General features: G+C 34.2%; 15 protein-coding genes and 2 tRNA genes. 9 read left to right on the plus strand and 8 right to left on the minus strand.

What is annotated here, in order from left to right; genetic code table 11:
- Positions 1-53: 53 nt before the first annotated feature.
- The 3 genes from Q5N74_RS05665 to Q5N74_RS05675 all read right to left on the minus strand — a co-directional run bounded on the left by Q5N74_RS05665 (position 54) and on the right by Q5N74_RS05675 (position 4289).
- Entirely contained in the window at positions 54-2099 is a 2046-nt protein-coding gene (locus tag Q5N74_RS05665; protein WP_304387765.1) for a YHYH protein, read from the minus strand.
- 163 nt (positions 2100-2262) lie between these two features.
- On the minus strand, positions 2263-3441 hold the full coding sequence (gene uxuA, locus Q5N74_RS05670; RefSeq protein ID WP_304387766.1) for a mannonate dehydratase: 1179 nt from the start codon (positions 3439-3441) through the stop codon (positions 2263-2265).
- A gap of 20 nt (positions 3442-3461) precedes the next feature.
- On the minus strand, positions 3462-4289 hold the full coding sequence (locus Q5N74_RS05675) for an SDR family oxidoreductase (protein ID WP_304387767.1): 828 nt from the start codon (positions 4287-4289) through the stop codon (positions 3462-3464).
- A gap of 166 nt (positions 4290-4455) precedes the next feature.
- Between Q5N74_RS05675 and Q5N74_RS05680 the strand changes: the two genes are divergently transcribed.
- Positions 4456-5535: a substrate-binding domain-containing protein gene (locus Q5N74_RS05680; protein WP_304387768.1), complete on the plus strand. Its 1080-nt coding sequence runs from the start codon at positions 4456-4458 to the stop codon at positions 5533-5535.
- Between the two features lie 121 nt (positions 5536-5656).
- On the opposite strand, the gene Q5N74_RS05685 is transcribed toward Q5N74_RS05680, so the two are convergent.
- Positions 5657-5729, minus strand: a tRNA-Lys gene (locus Q5N74_RS05685).
- A 255-nt stretch (positions 5730-5984) separates the two neighbouring features.
- A tRNA-Lys gene (locus Q5N74_RS05690) sits at positions 5985-6057 on the minus strand.
- A gap of 146 nt (positions 6058-6203) precedes the next feature.
- Here Q5N74_RS05690 and Q5N74_RS05695 point away from each other — a divergent pair.
- Entirely contained in the window at positions 6204-6725 is a 522-nt protein-coding gene (locus tag Q5N74_RS05695) for a shikimate kinase (protein WP_304387769.1), read from the plus strand.
- On the opposite strand, the gene Q5N74_RS05700 is transcribed toward Q5N74_RS05695, so the two are convergent.
- Positions 6717-7220: a phosphoribosyltransferase family protein gene (locus Q5N74_RS05700; RefSeq protein ID WP_304387770.1), complete on the minus strand. Its 504-nt coding sequence runs from the start codon at positions 7218-7220 to the stop codon at positions 6717-6719. The genes Q5N74_RS05695 and Q5N74_RS05700 overlap by 9 nt on opposite strands.
- Positions 7221-7304: 84 nt before the next feature.
- A complete protein-coding gene (locus tag Q5N74_RS05705) occupies positions 7305-7700 on the minus strand; it encodes an RNA-binding S4 domain-containing protein (RefSeq protein WP_304387771.1) in 396 nt (131 codons plus the stop codon).
- Positions 7701-7869: 169 nt separating this feature from the next.
- Between Q5N74_RS05705 and Q5N74_RS05710 the strand changes: the two genes are divergently transcribed.
- On the plus strand, positions 7870-8826 hold the full coding sequence (locus Q5N74_RS05710) for an FKBP-type peptidyl-prolyl cis-trans isomerase (RefSeq protein ID WP_304387772.1): 957 nt from the start codon (positions 7870-7872) through the stop codon (positions 8824-8826).
- 73 nt (positions 8827-8899) lie between these two features.
- Here Q5N74_RS05710 and Q5N74_RS05715 read toward each other — a convergent pair whose 3' ends face one another.
- A complete protein-coding gene (locus Q5N74_RS05715; RefSeq protein ID WP_304387773.1) occupies positions 8900-9502 on the minus strand; it encodes an outer membrane beta-barrel protein in 603 nt (200 codons plus the stop codon).
- Positions 9503-9812: 310 nt separating this feature from the next.
- Between Q5N74_RS05715 and tgt the strand changes: the two genes are divergently transcribed.
- The 6 genes from tgt (at position 9813) to Q5N74_RS05745 (ending at position 17085) form a co-directional block, all read left to right on the plus strand.
- Positions 9813-10943, plus strand: a complete 1131-nt coding sequence (tgt, locus tag Q5N74_RS05720; RefSeq protein ID WP_304387774.1) for a tRNA guanosine(34) transglycosylase Tgt — start codon at positions 9813-9815, stop codon at positions 10941-10943.
- A gap of 7 nt (positions 10944-10950) precedes the next feature.
- A complete protein-coding gene (locus Q5N74_RS05725; RefSeq protein ID WP_304387775.1) occupies positions 10951-12033 on the plus strand; it encodes an LptF/LptG family permease in 1083 nt (360 codons plus the stop codon).
- A complete protein-coding gene (locus Q5N74_RS05730) occupies positions 12020-12916 on the plus strand; it encodes a DMT family transporter (protein WP_304387776.1) in 897 nt (298 codons plus the stop codon). The genes Q5N74_RS05725 and Q5N74_RS05730 overlap by 14 nt, the downstream gene beginning before the upstream one ends.
- Positions 12917-13075: 159 nt before the next feature.
- On the plus strand, positions 13076-14029 hold the full coding sequence (locus Q5N74_RS05735; RefSeq protein ID WP_304387777.1) for an acetyl-CoA carboxylase carboxyltransferase subunit alpha: 954 nt from the start codon (positions 13076-13078) through the stop codon (positions 14027-14029).
- Between the two features lie 169 nt (positions 14030-14198).
- A complete protein-coding gene (gene dnaB, locus Q5N74_RS05740; RefSeq protein ID WP_304387778.1) occupies positions 14199-15740 on the plus strand; it encodes a replicative DNA helicase in 1542 nt (513 codons plus the stop codon).
- A 160-nt stretch (positions 15741-15900) separates the two neighbouring features.
- On the plus strand, positions 15901-17085 hold the full coding sequence (locus Q5N74_RS05745; protein ID WP_369686018.1) for an asparagine synthetase B: 1185 nt from the start codon (positions 15901-15903) through the stop codon (positions 17083-17085).
- Positions 17086-17090: the final 5 nt, after the last annotated feature.

Below are 17090 nucleotides of genomic sequence, written 5' to 3' on the forward strand. Positions count from 1 at the left end.
AAGGCTACAACTGTGCGACTGCTTTACAAGCGCAAAGTTGTAGCCTCTTTTTATTAGTTTCTGCGTTCTAATTCACTTTCAGTTATATAACCGTCTTTATTAGTATCTCGTTTATCAAAATTTTCTTTTAAGTTGCCTTTAGCTTCTTCTTTTGATATTTTTCCATCTTTATTGGCATCCAATCTTTGTAGCATGCTAGCAAAATTAGGTTGCCCATTTCCGCTTTGTTTCCCTCTTGGTTGTTGTTTTGTAGATTGTTGTGGCGTTGTATTTCTGTTGCCACCCACTTTAAAATCATTACTTGGTGTGCCAACGAAACATCTACTTGCTGAAGGAAAATCATCTGAAACTACATAATAATAGGTTCCTTTTGGAAATTCAGGAGTAACACCGGTTCTACCATTGCAGGCATCTAAATCCCCATGATTTTCTTGATATTCATAATCTCTTACAAACTTACCAGAGTAGGCGCCATTGGGAGCTGAAATACCATCACCAGGACGTTCGCCTTTTTTAAGTGTGTAACTTGATTTTAACTCAATAACATCACTGTTTGGGTTCATTGGGTCTTTATAACCTACTTTATGATACATCGGAAATCCATCCGCTGCCCACCCCACAAGATTCATCTTTTTTTCATCAAAATGAGAAACCAAACCTGTTGGAGTACCGTGGTAATGGTATTCACCGTTGGGTTGTACATGCGCATTATTGCAGTCTTCACCCAAATTAACTTCATCACTTAATGGTTCGAGCGTCCACTCATAATTTTGTTGGTTGGTTTCTGTGTTTCGGAAAAATTCATTGGCAGATGGTTCAATTTTTACACCATTTATAGCGACTCCAAACACGTAATTCGGCTTGCCTTTATCGATGCCTAGATCGTACACATAGGTTTTGTTTTTTGCTATTTCAGGGGTTAAATCTATTTGATATAGTTTGTTTTGTTCTGAAATGGTATTCGGGTTTCCCTGTGTTGGAAATTTACCAACAGAATGGTTCGGGATACTATTCGATTTTATAATACGAAGGTCTTTTGCTTTATCTTCAGTAATGGAAACATTACTTTTTATACTTAAGTCCACAACACATTCATTAGCAAAAAGCCTTTTAAGACTTTCGTTATGTGAATGTGTAGTACCATCATGCGTATGTGCGTCTTCTTCAATAGAAAAACGCATTAAATCTTCTGCATAATGAACATTGCCACTATAGTTTTCCCGTAATTGAGATGTGGTTGCTTTTTCATCTACCTTTGTGAAATTAAAATGTGTTAAAACCAAGTTTTTCACATTGGCTTCTTTTGCCATTCTAGAGCTTTCGTCAAGGTTTACATGCGCTCTATCTTTTTTGCCTTCATTTTTTTTATCTGAATTGCTGTTTCTAGTGTTACCAGAGGTTTTTCGTTTACTACCATTTCCTTGGCCTTTAGCTCCCAATTCGATAGCACCACCGGAATCTATAATTAAGTAATCGGCATTTTGAGCCAATTTGGGTAAATTTTCTGAATATGATAAATCGCCCGAAATTACAATGGAATGACCGCCAGCATCAAAACGATAGGCTACCGTTGCAATTGTATGATTTACTTGTACGCAGGTAATTTTAATGCCGCCAATGGTAAACGATTCGTTCCCGTTTAAGGTTTTAACTGTAAAATTCTTTTTAACATCGGCCACAGTACGTTTACTTCTTGAAAGTCTGTAATTTATATCTTCGTTGTAAACATCTAAAGTGCTATTTACTAAGTCGCTGGTTGGTTTAGGACCTGCAATGGTGAAGGTGTTTTTTCCTAAAAGGGCTTTAATAAAAATAGGCACAAACTCTTCATTATGGTCTAAATGATGATGTGTAAAAAAGATGCCGTCTAGCTCGTTTATTTTAATGTTTCCTTTATCTAGGTTGGCTTGGGTGCCATTGCCCATATCTACAATAATTTTTGTGTTTTCATATGAAATAAGAACAGAGGGTCCAGAGCGTTCTGTATTGTATCGAGGCGAACCCGAACCAATAATAGTTGCTGTTAAATCTGTTGTGTTTTTTTGTGCAAATAATTGTAAACTAAGAAAAATAAATGCTGTAAAAATATATTTTGTCATTATAGAATGTTTGGAGGTTGGACGCTATTTATTCTATATGGTTTAATTGATAAGTTTAATAAAGTTTAATTTTAAATTGTAGATAAAACAGATCCAAAAAAATACTCTGTATTAATATACAGAGTTTCTTAGGGAGTTATAATTAAATGGTTGGGATTTTGACTTAAGCTAAACTTTTAGAAATACCAACTTCTAATCCACGCAATTCAGCTAAGCCACGTAAGCGACCTATGCCTGAATAACCTGGGTTGGTTTTTTTATTTAAATCGTCTAGCATTTGGTGGCCGTGATCTGGACGCATTGGTATTAATGCATCTTTCATGCCTGCCGCTTTACGACGTTTTTCCTCGGCTACCACTTCTTTAATAATGCTGAACATATCAACATCACCTTCTAAGTGGTTGGCTTCATAAAAGTTTCCTTTTTCATCACGTTGCGTACTTCTTAAGTGTAAAAAGTGAACACGGTCTGCAAAACGTTTAAAAATTTGCGCTAAATTATTATCTGCACGAACACCTAAAGAACCGGTGCAGAAAGTAATTCCGTTCGATCTGTTTGGTACTTGTTCAAATAAATACGCATAATCTTCTTCGGTACTAACCACACGTGGCAAACCTAAAATAGGGTAAGGCGGGTCGTCTGGGTGAATGCACATCAACACATCATTTTGTGATGCGATAGGGACGATTTCCTTTAAAAAGGCCACTAAATTGTCTCTTAATTTTGGAGCATCAATGTTTTTGTACGAATCAAGAATAGTCTGAAATTGTTCTAAAGTATAGCCTTCTTCCGCACCTGGCAAGCCAGCAATTATGTTGTTTATTAATTGTTGTTTTTTTGCATCTGGTAGGTTTTCAATATAAGTTTTTGCTTCTGCTTGTTGGGCCTCAGAATAACTTGTTTCCGCACCTGGGCGTTGTAATAAGTATAATTCAAAAGCTGCAAATGCGGTCATATCAAAACGAAGTGCTCTCGAGCCATCTTCCACTTGAAAGTCCAAATCGGTACGTGTCCAATCTAAAACAGGCATAAAATTATAGCAAACGATGCCAATACCACAAGATGCCAAATTTTCAATGCTTTTCTTGTAATTATCTATATATGTTTGAAAATTTCCAGAACGTGTTTTTATGTTTTCATGCACCGGGATGCTTTCAACAACACTCCAAGTAAGTCCTGCTTTTTCAATAGTTTCTTTTCTTAATTTTATTTCGTCAACGCTCCAAACGGTTCCGTTAGGAATGTGATGTAATGCAGAAACAATACCTGTTGCACCTGCTTGTTTGATATCTAATAAACTTACGGGATCTTTTGGCCCGTACCAACGCCATGTTTGTTCCATTTTTTTTCTTTAGTTATAAATTAAACGCCGCTATAAGCACTAAAACCTCCATCGATTGGGATTACAATACCTGTTACAAAAGAAGAAGCATCGTCGCACAAATAAAGTGTAGTACTAATTAAATCTTCTGGCACACCATACCTTCCCATAGGGGTTTGGTCTATTATTTGCTGACCTCTTTGAGTCAAGCTTCCGTCTGTATTAGTTAATAAGGTTCTGTTTTGGTCAGTTAAGAAAAAACCAGGCGCTAATGCATTCACACGAATACCAACTTTTGAAAAATGTACAGCTAACCATTGTGTAAAGTTAGAAACAGCTGCTTTCGCGCCACTGTATGCCGGTATTTTTGTTAAAGGCGTAAAAGCATTCATAGATGAAATATTTAGAATGCTACACCCTTGTTTGCCTACCATATCGTGAGCAAAAACTTGTGTAGGTAATAAGGTGCCAATAAAGTTCAAGTTAAATACAAACTGAATACCTTCAGAATCTAAATCAAAAAAGGTTTTAAAACCTTCTGTCGTATTTTGAAGGTCTTCTTCTAATAAATGTGGGTTAGATGTAGTTCCAAGTGGGTGATTTCCACCAGCACCATTTATTAAAATATCACAAGGGCCTAATTTGGCATTCACTTGCTTTTTTGCGGCTTTTAAAGATTCTTTTTCTAAAACGTTAGCAACAAGTCCAATGGCCATACCACCTGCCTCGTTAATTTCGTTAGCAACTTGTTCCGCAGCTTCTAGTTTTAAATCTAATACCGCTATTTTATGACCTTTTTTGGCTAATGCCTTGGCAAGAGTGCTACAAAGCACGCCTCCTGCACCTGTTAATACGACTACTTTACTCATTATATTTTGAAATTTAGTTGATAAATTATAATTTTTCGTGTGCGAACACGCAAATATAATAAAAAATAGTGTGCGCACACGTTTCAAATGAATTTAATTAGTAACTTGCTTGAATTATTGATGGATTTTACAAAAAATCAATATTCAAAAAAATCATAAATAGTTGATGGTAAGAATAAAGGATATAGCAAAAGAAGCGAATGTTTCTGAAGGAACTGTGGATAGAGTGTTGCACAACAGGGGAGGCGTTTCGAAAAAAACAGAAGAAAAAATAAAGAGCATATTAGAACGTAGAAATTTTAGTATCAACCCCGTTGCAAGTGCCTTGGCTATGAAAAACAACCATAGCATTGCTGTTTTAATTCCGGAGTATAATGAAACCGATTCCTTTTGGAAATTACCTTATTTAGGACTTTTGAAAGCGAGTGAAGAAGTTAAGAGTATTGGTGTAAATGTCACTTATTTTAAATTTAACCAGTACAGTCGGGAATCTTATTTAGAGACTTTTAATAGGTTGATTGAAACAAAGCCTACTGCTGTCGTGTTGGTGCCTATGTTTTTACAAGAAACAAACTTAATTATTGATGAATTAAAGAAAATAGAAGCCACTTATGTATTTTTAAATGTGGATGTGGAAGGTGTAGATAGCAGTGCTTATGTTGGGCAAGACTCTTACATGTCTGGTTATATTGCGGGTAAACTTATGAAACTTGGTGTGCCAAATGGTTTTGATTGTTGCATTCTACAAACCAGCACGAGTACAGGTGATAATCAAGCTATTTTAAAGCGTGTAAAAGGTTTTAAGGATTATTTTAACACGAGTCAGGATGAAAACGTTTTACATGAGCTGAAAGTAGATAGTTTTAGTGATGATGTACAGTTAGCATCAAGTGTGCATCAGTTTTTAGAAAACAATCCAAATATTAGGGGTGTTTTTGTGCCATCGAGTAGAATTTCGGCTGTTGTAGATGTGTTATCGGACGTACAAAAACAATCATTGTGTTTAATTGGTTTTGATAATACACCTCAAAATGTGGCTTGTTTAAAAAATGGTACCGTACTTTTTCTAATTTCACAAAAGCCATTTGATCAAGGTTATGAAGCGGTTCGAATCGTGTCAGACCATCTGGTGAAAAATAAAGTCCTGAAAGAGAAGTTATACCTGCCTATAGATATCCTAACTAAAGAAAATGTCGATTATAATGACGCCAACCAGCTCATGTTTGAAAAGGATTTAAACCAATAAAGATAGAGTCGAATAACAAAATAGAGTAGAAACGCTGTTAAAAGTGCCGATTACTTAAAAATAAAAAACCTCACTAATTTTATAATTAGTGAGGTTTTAGTTTCAGACGGTGTCCTACTTGTGACCGGGCTGGGGTTCGAACCCAGGACCCTTTCATTAAAAGTGAAATGCTCTACCAGCTGAGCTACCAGGTCGTTTATTTTTGTTTTGCTAACGTATTGTTGTTAGCGGCTGCAAATATAGAAACTATTTTTAAAAAAACAATGTAAACTTGGAATCAAATTTAATCTATGCAATTAACCCCTGTTTTAAAGGGGGGGGGAGCAGTAAATTTCGGGTATATTATATGTAGAATGGGAGCTTGATTAAAAGTACCGATTACTTAAAAATAAAAAACCTCACTAATTTTATAATTAGTGAGGTTTTAGTTTCAGACGGTGTCCTACTTGTGACCGGGCTGGGGTTCGAACCCAGGACCCTTTCATTAAAAGTGAAATGCTCTACCAGCTGAGCTACCAGGTCGTTTATTTTTGTTGTGCTAGCGTATTGTTGTTAGCGGCTGCAAATATAGAACCTATTTTTAATAAAACAATGATTTTTTGAGAAAAAAATCGTTTTTTTGCATCTCGAAAACGTATGTTTTTAATAATCAATTCGTAACGATAAAAATGATTGTAATTTTAATTGGGTATATGGCCTCCGGAAAGTCCACTTTGGGTAAAAATTTAGCAAAAAAGCTAAATTATGAGTTTTTAGACTTGGACGATTACATCGAAAAAAAAGAAAATTCGGTAGTAAGTGATATTTTTAAACAAAAAGGAGAGATACATTTTAGAAAATTAGAAACACTTTACTTAAAAAAATTGTTGGCGTCACAAAATAATTTGGTGTTGTCTTTAGGTGGAGGTACACCGTGTTATAGTAATAACATGGAAACTATTTTAAATGCAGATCATGCAAAAAGTATTTATTTAAAAGCATCGATTCCTACTTTGATAGCAAGGTTGAAGAATGAAAAAAGTACACGCCCATTAATTGCCCATATTGAAACAGATGAATTATTGGCAGAGTTTATAGGGAAACATCTTTTTGAGCGTTCACTGTTTTATAGCGCCGCAAACACAACTATAAGTACAGATAATAAGTCGGCAGATGTTATTGTAGAGGAATTGGTGTTAGAACTATTCTAAAACAACTTCAAAGTTTTTCCCAACTAGTACTACATTAACATGCTCGTGTAAAGATGTTGATAATGAAATACCTTTAAAATCGGCTTTTACAGGATACTTTTTATGGTTTCTGTTTACTAAAACGGCTGTTTTAAATTGTTTTAAAGGCACGTTTAAAAAATGCTTAACACCATAAATTAAGGTAGTTCCAGAATTTAAAACATCATCAACTAATACTAACGATTTGTTTTCGTAGTCTGCAACCGGAATAGATGTTGTTATGGGTAAATGTGGGTTCTTCTTATCAATACTCACTTTACAAAGAATAGGGTTGATGTCTGATATTTTTTGAAGTACCGTTTTTAATTTTTTCGCAAAAATATAGCCGTTACTATCTATTCCTGCTAATATCACCTCTTCCTCGTTCACATTACTTTCATAAATTTGAAACGCAATACGTCTTATTTTATGGGTAATTTCGTCGTGGTTTAATATCACATTGTTTGTAACGTTCATAGTAGTTGCATTATTTTAAAGTATAAAATTACTCATTTTACCTGTTTCTATTCAATTTTTTTAAGAGGAAGTTGTGTTATAAAATCATTCTTCCGAGTCATCGTCCTTAAAAGGAGATTCTTCCGTATAATCATCAATATCTCTTCTGTCTTTTTTTGTTGGTCTCCCAACACCTTTCTTTCTATAATAGTCTTTCGAGTATTTTAAAAGTTCTTGGGCATCAAACTGTTCTTTAGGTGTGGTGTCGGTTCTGTAAAGATCTACCAATTTAGCACCAACTCGACTCTCAGGTACATCATTAACCGTAAGACGGTAGGTTATTTGGTTTTTCCTTAATTCAATAACATCTTGTGCATAAACATCACGGCTAGGTTTTACAATTTCTTTGTTTACCCGAACCTGTCCTTTTTTACATGCAGTTGTTGCAATGGTTCTTGTTTTATAATACCTAACACACCATAAATACTTGTCTATACGCATATAATTAATATTAAAACTAGGTTAATCTTGTTATGCAAAATTATATTTAAATTGTATCTTGCGGCTCAAAAATAAGGATTATTGAGACATTCTTAAAGGGATATTAAATCTTTAATAAAGTGTGATATTAAGATTGTTTCAGTTTATCTATTAAAAATAAAATAAACGCATGAATTTTAGAAAAGTAAGCTTATATCTGTTATGTTTAACTATTGGTGTGTTATCGTGTAAAAAGGATGATGATCCCACTATTGTAGCCGTTGAAATACGAGATAGAGCAGTGCAACAACTAGCAGATATGGATTCTATACATAAGTATTTAGATACCCATTACTACAATTCAGAAGACTTTGGAAGTTCAAATGAAAACCCAAGTTTATCTGATATTGAGATTTTTAAATTGGTTGATGGCGCATCTGTTCCAGACGGGCATACCTTATTAAGAACAGCTGTAGGTAACGCCAAAACAATTACTTATAGAGAGGTTATTTATGAGTTTTATGTGCTGAAACTTAACCAAGGTGGTGGAGCTGCTTCGCCTACGTTTGCAGATAATGTACGTGTAAACTATAGTGGATTTACTTTAGAAGATGCTGTTTTTGATGAAACGGTTAATCCCGTAATTCTTGATTTGACAACTTTAGTTCCAGGCTGGAGAAAAGTATTGCCAGATTTTAATGTAGCAGAATCTTTTGCTGATAACCCAGATGGTACGGTGAATTTTTTAAACAAAGGTTTAGGTATCATGTTTTTGCCTTCGGGTTTAGCTTATTTTTCTAGTCCCTCAGGAATTATTACAGCGTATTCTCCAATAATTTTTAAGTTTGAATTACTGCAAATGTCTGAAAATGATCATGATGGTGATGGTATTCCTTCTTATCTTGAAGATTTGAATGGTGATGGTGAGTACACGGTAAATTATGAGGATTTAAGTGATACTTCAGATGATGATAGCGATGGTGATGGTACACCCGATTATGCGGATACTGATGACGATAATGATGGTATTTCAACCATTAATGAAGATATTAATAATGATGGTGACCCAAGAAATGATGATTCAAATGGAAACGGGATTCCTAATTATTTAGATGCTACCGATACTATTAGAAAGGTAACTACTTAATATAAGTTTATACATTGAACAAAAAAGCCTCGCAATTGCGAGGCTTTTTTTTATTTATAAGCTAGTTTATAATTTACAGAACTAAAGATAAACTTAAAATTAATTGGTCGGGTCTAGTGTCTACTCTGTTGTTATTGTTTAAAAAAGTAGCTTCATTTTTATTTAAACCACGCTCATATCTTAAATCAATACCCACTTTGTTTAGGTTAAGACCGATACCGAAATTCACGCCAACTGAAAACTCATCTTCAACATTATCAATAGTAACGCCGTCAAATTCAGTGTCTAATATATATTGTAGTGATGGGCCTGCAAATACACTTAATGGGCCTAATACTTTAACGCCTACTAATAGCGGGGCATCTAGTTTTTGCATTTCAAAGGTGTCACTGTTGTAATCACTTTTGGTGCTTGTGTAAACAAGTTCGGGTTTAAAATAAACTTTAGTACCAATTTTCCCAAATATACCTACATGGTAACCCACATTTCTATCAGGGTTTTGAGCATTATCACTAATAGATTCAAAATATTTACCATTACCATTATAATTTAAACCTCCTTTTAAACCAAAACCAGTGGCAGTTTGTGCGTAAGTGTATGATACTGTCGTTACTAAAAATAATGCAAATAAAATGGTGGTTTTACTAGCCTTCAATTTGTTTTTTAAATGTTTCATAATTTTTGTTTTTAATTTGATTTGAGCGATTTACTTCTTCTAATTTCTTCCAAAAATATATAATTTGTGGCCTTTGTGTGTTACATAATTCTTCTACTTTTTTATAGAATATTAATGAATACTATGTTTACAAATAGATACAAATTATATAATAATTGAAATTTGATATTAGCATGTAATCAAAAACGCTGCCAAAAGCAAATTATTTTCTTTTCATTACAATCAATATCATTTTTCAGTTAATTATCTTTGCCAACCAAAGTGCTATTTATATTATTTAGCTAAACAATAAAAACGATAAAATCACTAGATGAAATTTGAGTTAAAAGCGAAAGATCCCCAAAGTCAAGCAAGAGCAGGTGTCGTGACGACTGATCATGGTGTTATTGAAACCCCTATTTTTATGCCAGTTGGTACAGTAGGAACGGTAAAAGGGGTGCACCAACGAGAATTAAAAAACGATATTAATCCAGATATTATTCTAGGTAACACTTATCATTTATACTTGCGTCCGCAAACAAATATTATAGAAAAAGCAGGTGGCCTCCATAAATTCATGAATTGGGATCGTAATATTTTAACCGATTCTGGTGGGTATCAAGTGTATTCACTTTCTGCAAATAGAAAAATCAAGGAAGAAGGTGTTAAGTTTAAATCGCATATAGATGGGAGTTACCATACGTTTACACCAGAAAATGTGATGGAAATTCAACGTTCTATTGGAGCTGATATTATTATGGCTTTCGATGAATGTACACCATACCCATGCGACTATAACTATGCCAAACGCTCGATGCACATGACGCACCGTTGGTTAGATAGATGCATTAATCATTTAGATAAAACACCTTTGAAATACGATTACAACCAAGCCTTTTTTCCTATAGTTCAAGGAAGTACCTATAAAGATTTGCGTAAACAATCTGCCGAATATATAGCGAATGCTGGTGCTGTTGGAAATGCCATTGGTGGACTTTCAGTTGGTGAGCCTGCTGAAGAAATGTATGCGATGACCGAAGTGGTTACGGCTATTTTACCAGAGGATAAACCCCGTTATTTAATGGGTGTTGGTACTCCTATCAATATTTTAGAAAATATTGCGTTAGGTATTGATATGTTCGATTGTGTGATGCCAACCCGAAATGCAAGAAACGGAATGCTATTTACCGCTTACGGTTCTATAAATATTAAAAATAAAAAATGGGCTGATGATTTTTCTCCGGTAGATGAAATGGGCATTACTTTTGTAGATACCGAATATACCAAAGCGTATTTAAGGCATTTATTTACAGTTAACGAATTATTAGGAAAACAAATTGCTACGATTCATAATTTAGGGTTTTATTTGTGGTTGGTTCGAGAAGCTAGAAAACATATATTAGCAGGAGATTTTAGAACTTGGAAAGACCAAATGGTAAAACAAATGGATAATCGTTTGTAGTATATAGATGAAGATATTAGACTGGTACATATTAAAGCGCTATTTATTCACATTTTTAATGATGTTGTTACTGTTTGTTCCTATTGGAATAACAGTGCATCTTGCCGAAAAAATTGGAAGAATTTTAGAAAATGAAGTGCCTATAGCAGAAGTACTTATTTACTTTTACCATTTTACCATCTATTTTGCGCATTTATTATTTCCATTATTTTTATTCTTATCTGTAATTTGGTTTACATCCAAATTAGCAAATAATACAGAAATTGTAGCCTTTTTAAGCTCGGGAGTATCGTTTTCTCGATTTCTACGTCCGTACTTATTCGGGGCAACCATTGTCGCCTTATTATCCATAGTTTTAGGGCTTTATTTAGCGCCCAAAGCCAGTGAAGGTTTTAACGATTTTGCCTATAAATACCTGAAAAAGGGGAAAACCGCCTTTGAAGATACAGATCAAAACGTCTTTAGGCAAATTAATGATAATGATATTATTTATGTAAGTAGCTTTGATGTCGCTAATAAAAACGGAAGTAATTTCACTTTAGAACATTTTGAAAAAAATAAGCTAGCCTTTAAAATTACTGCAGGTAATATTAGATACATTGAAGAAGATACTACCTATAGGTTAACCAATTATACAAAACGATATATAGGAGCTAATGAAGATTTTTTAGAGGTAGAAGCAACTAAGGATACGCTGTTTTCTTTTGAAGTAGACGATTTAATACCTGTAATATACGCAGCCGAAACTAAAATGTATGGCGACCTAAAACAATTTATAGTGAAGGAAGAGGCCAGAGGCTCCTCCAACGTGGGGCGTTTTAAACTGGTATTGTATAGAAAATGGAGTTTACCGGTTTCTGTATTTATATTAACCATTATTGCCGTAGCCGTATCGTCTATAAAGCGTCGTGGTGGTATGGGCGTAAACTTAGCTGTTGGTATATGTATCGCCATGGTTTTTGTGTTTTTCGATAAAATTTTCGGTGTTATGGCAGAGCAATCAGATTTCTCACCACTAATAGCCGTTTGGTTCCCTAATTTTATTTTTGGTATTCTTGCCATTTTCCTGCTTCGAAATGCTAAACGTTAAAATAAAAAACCATTTACACCTTCATTTTTTAGTATTTATAGCAGGCTTTACAGCTATATTAGGTGAGTTAATTACCATTACCGCTATTCCTTTAGTTTGGTTTAGGATGCTTATGGCATCTATTTTAATATGTGTTTATGTTAAAATAGCTAAGGTTAACATAAAAATTAGCCTTAAATCTATTGGTAGATTGTCTGTAGCAGGCGTTATTATCGCGTCACATTGGATTACTTTTTTTGGAGCTATCGATGCTTCAAATGTATCTATAACATTGGCGATGTTTTCTTGCGGTGCTTTTTTTGCATCCTTAATAGAACCTATTATTTATAAACGAGGGGTTATTTGGTACGAAATTCTATTTGGAATTATCGTAGTAATAGGCGTTTTTATTATCACAAAAAGTGAAATAAAGTACATAACTGGTATTATTTTAGGTATTTCCTCGGCCTTTTTGTCCTCACTATTTGCAGTGCTTAATGGGCGTTTTTTAAAAGAACATTCCGCTACCGTTATTTCATTTTATGAATTTTTAATCGGCGTTGTATTTGTATCCATTTATATTTTAATTTTTGGAAGTGGTTTTTCAACAGAATTTTTTAATTTAAGTAATTCAGACTTTGGGTATCTATTCATTTTGGCCTCTATTTGTACAGCCTATGCGTTTATTGCAGCAGTTCATGTTATGAAGGTGATTAGCCCATATACCGTAGTACTTAGCTATAATATGGAGCCTATTTATGGCGTTTTTATGGCCGTTATGCTGTTTCCTGAAAAAGAACATATGAGTTCTAATTTTTATTATGGGGCTATCGTAATAATTATCACGGTATTACTAAATGCGATTATAAAAAACATTAAATTGCTAAGGCGAAAATGTATTTAGCTTCTTTAAAAGATTAAAATTTTTATATTTTCTTTAAGAATGCTTATTTTTGTACAGAAGTCAAATCGAACCAACATTTTTAGATTTTTACCCATTTAAAATGAAAAAATATGTAGGTTTGTACCTTAACTTAAGATTAATAGTTTAAACAAAATTCTTATGGAATATTTAGAATTTGAACTACCTATAAAAGAACTTGAAGACCAATTACTGAAATGTAAAGTTATTGGTGAAGAAAGTGAAGTAGATGTTACTGAAACATGTTCAAATATTGAGAAAAAATTAGCAGCCACTCAAAAAGACATTTATAAAAATCTAACACCTTGGCAGCGTGTACAAATGTCGCGTCATCCAGACAGACCTTATGTGTTAGACTATATTCGTGCTATTTGCGGTGAGTCTTTCTTAGAGTTACACGGCGATAGAAGCTTTAAAGATGATAAAGCGATGATTGGTGGTTTAGGTAAAATTGGCGACCAAAGTTTTATGTTTATTGGTCAGCAAAAAGGCTATAACACGAAAACACGTCAATACAGAAACTTCGGTATGGCGAACCCAGAAGGCTATAGAAAAGCGTTACGCTTAATGAAATCTGCCGAAAAATTCGGAATTCCTGTAGTAACACTTATAGATACTCCAGGTGCATTTCCAGGTTTAGAAGCTGAAGAACGCGGACAAGGAGAAGCCATTGCTAGAAATATTTTAGAAATGACACGTTTAAAAGTGCCAATTATTACCATTATTGTTGGTGAAGGTGCTTCAGGTGGTGCTCTAGGTATAGGTGTAGGAGATGTGGTTTTAATGCTGGAAAACACATGGTATTCTGTAATTTCACCAGAATCATGTTCGTCTATTTTATGGCGTAGTTGGGAGTTTAAAGAACAAGCTGCCGATGCTTTGAAATTAACAGCTATTGATATGAAAAAACAAAAGCTTGTTGATGAAATTATAAAAGAGCCTCTAGGTGGTGCACATAGAGATCGAGAGAAAACATTTTCAGCGGTGAGCAATGCCATTGTTAAAACATTTGATGAGTTAAAAAACTTATCACCAAAAGATTTAGTATCAAATCGTATGGACAAATATTCTCAAATGGGAGTATATAAAGGCTAGTACGTTTAATTACATAACAACAACAAAATCTGAAGCATCATGCTTCAGATTTTTTTTGGGTTGTTGACAATATTTATAAGTTATTAACAGTTAAATTGTTAACGAGTAGTTAACAATCATAAATCATATTCTAACTAGAAAGACGTTCTTTTTAGTTACTTTCGCAGTTATGAAACAACCGGACCAAATTAGAGGATTTAAAGTTGATAAAAGCACACTTATTAGTCTTGAGAAGGGTAAAATACCGCCTCAAGCGCTTGATTTAGAAGAAGTTGTGCTTGGAGCTCTGATGATTGATAAAAAAGGTGTCGATGAAGTTATTGATATTTTAAGTCCGGACGCTTTCTATAAAGAAGCGCATCAACACATCTTTAGTGCTATTTTTCAGTTGTTTGAAAACAGTGAGCCTATTGACTTATTAACCGTTTCAACACAATTAAAGAAGAATGCTAAGTTAGAAATGGCGGGTGGCGATTTTTATCTTATTTCTTTAACTCAAAAAGTGTCTTCTTCGGCGCATATTGAGTTTCACGCACGTATTATTTTACAAAAGTTCATTCAACGTAGTTTAATTAAAATTTCAAGTGAAATTATTGAGGAAGCTTATGATGAAACCAAAGATGTTTTCGATTTATTAGATACTGCTGAATCAAAATTATACGAAGTAACCCAAGGAAATATTAAAAAATCGAGTGAAACAGCTCAAGATTTAGTAATTCAAGCGAAAAAGAAAATTGAAGAGATTTCAAATCAAGAAGGGCTTAGTGGTATTCCAACAGGATTTCATAAATTAGATAAATTAACTTCGGGTTGGCAACCATCCGATTTAATTATTATTGCTGCACGTCCTGGTATGGGTAAAACAGCATTAACACTGTCTATGGCTAGAAATATTGCTGTAGACCAAAATATACCCGTAGCATTTTTCTCGTTAGAGATGGCTTCGGTACAATTAATTACCCGTTTAATTTCTAGTGAAACGGGATTATCATCTGAAAAATTAAGAACAGGTAAACTAGAAAAGCATGAATGGGAACAATTAAACGTAAAAGTTAAGGGGCTCGAAAAAGCACCTTTGTTTATTGATGATACCCCGTCGCTTTCTATTTTCGATTTACGTGCAAAAGCACGTCGTTTATCATCACAACATGGTGTTAAGCTTATCATGATTGATTATTTACAATTAATGACCGGTGGATCGAACCATGGTGGTAACCGTGAGCAAGAGATCTCGATGATTTCTCGAAACCTTAAAGCATTAGCAAAAGAATTAATGGTACCAGTAATTGCATTATCTCAATTATCGCGTGCGGTTGAAACACGTGGAGGCAGTAAACGTCCATTATTATCCGATTTACGTGAATCTGGTGCGATCGAGCAAGATGCGGATATTGTAAGCTTTATTTACAGACCGGAGTATTATAAAATTGATGAATGGGATGACGAAGAGCGTTCACCAACAGAAGGTCAAGGAGAGTTTATTGTAGCAAAACACCGTAATGGTGGTTTAGAAAACATTCGTTTGAAGTTTGTTGGACACTTAGGTAAGTTCGATAATTTAGATGATTTCGATTCACCTTTCGAGTTCCATTCTAAAATGAATGCTGCTGCAAATGATGATACATTAAAAACAGATAATTTTAAAGCGAGTCCAGATCAAGCCTTTGGTAGTTCGTTTAACGATGATGACGATAACGACGTTCCGTTTTAAATCTAATCTTCTGTTAAACTAATCTCTAAAAGAAGAAAATTTAAGTATCTTTCTTGCATAATCTGAAACCTTATTTTCATTGAATACGAGAAAACTTATTATCATTTTTTCCTTTTTCTTTATTAATTATAGTGCGTTTGCGTCCTATATCCTTATTCCTATGGATGTAGAAAGTCAAAAAAATCACTTAAAAGCATACGGGTTAACCTATTGGGTGCTAAGTAAAGAGCAAAAAGTAAAATGGTTACTTAATTTTCGTGGTGGCTCATTTTTACTACCCGATACTCAAGAAATTCAGCACGAATGTCAAATTAGAGGCATTTCTTTTGAAATACTTTCAGATGCAAAAACCGAAAGTATTTTAGAAGATATAAGCAGTCCTAGCCAAAATATGGAGGCGATTGTTTTGGAAAAAGCACCTAAAATTGCGGTTTATACTCCAAAGGGAAAATTACCTTGGGATGATGCTGTAACCATGGTATTAGAATATGCCGAAATTCCCTATGAAACGGTGTATGATGAAGAAGTGCTTAACGATGCACTTTTAGCATTCGATTGGTTGCATTTACACCATGAAGATTTTACAGGTCAATACGGTAAGTTTTATGGTGCTTATAAAGCAGCGTCCTGGTATATTGAAGAGAAAAAGGAGGCTGAAAATTTGGCTGCCAAATTAGGATACAATAAAGTATCAGAAGAAAAGCGAGCTGTAGCTTTAAAAATTAGAGACTACGTTATAGGTGGTGGTTTTATGTTTGCGATGTGCAGCGCTGCTGATAGTTTTGATATTGCTTTATCAGCAGAAGGTGTTGATATTTGTGAACCTATGTTTGATGGTGATGGAGGTGAATCTGGCTATCAAAACAAAATTGACTACAATAAAACCTTTGCCTTTACAAATTATATTTTGGAGCGCAATCCTAATGTTTATGAGTTTTCGTCTATCGATATGACTCAAAATCGTATGGTTTCTCAAACTTCAGATTATTTTTCATTAATGGAATTTTCGGCAAAATGGGATCCTATACCAACGATGTTATGCCAAAACCACACAGCCCTTGTAAAAGGTTTTATGGGGCAAACCACAGCATTTACTAGAGATGAGATAAAATCGAATGTGTTAGTGATGGGGGAAACCAAATCTAATGGAGAGGCAAAATACATTCACGGCATAAAAGGCAAAGGGTTTTTTACTTTTTATGGTGGTCATGATCCTGAAGATTATAAACATAGGGTAGGGGATGCTAAAACAGAACTCGATTTACACCCAACATCTCCAGGTTATCGTTTGATTTTAAACAACGTATTATTTCCTGCGGCTAGGAAAAAGAAACAGAAAACCTAATAGTT

The sequence above is a fragment of the Mariniflexile sp. AS56 genome, assembly GCF_030552475.1.
Classification (GTDB): Bacteria; Bacteroidota; Bacteroidia; order Flavobacteriales; family Flavobacteriaceae; genus Mariniflexile.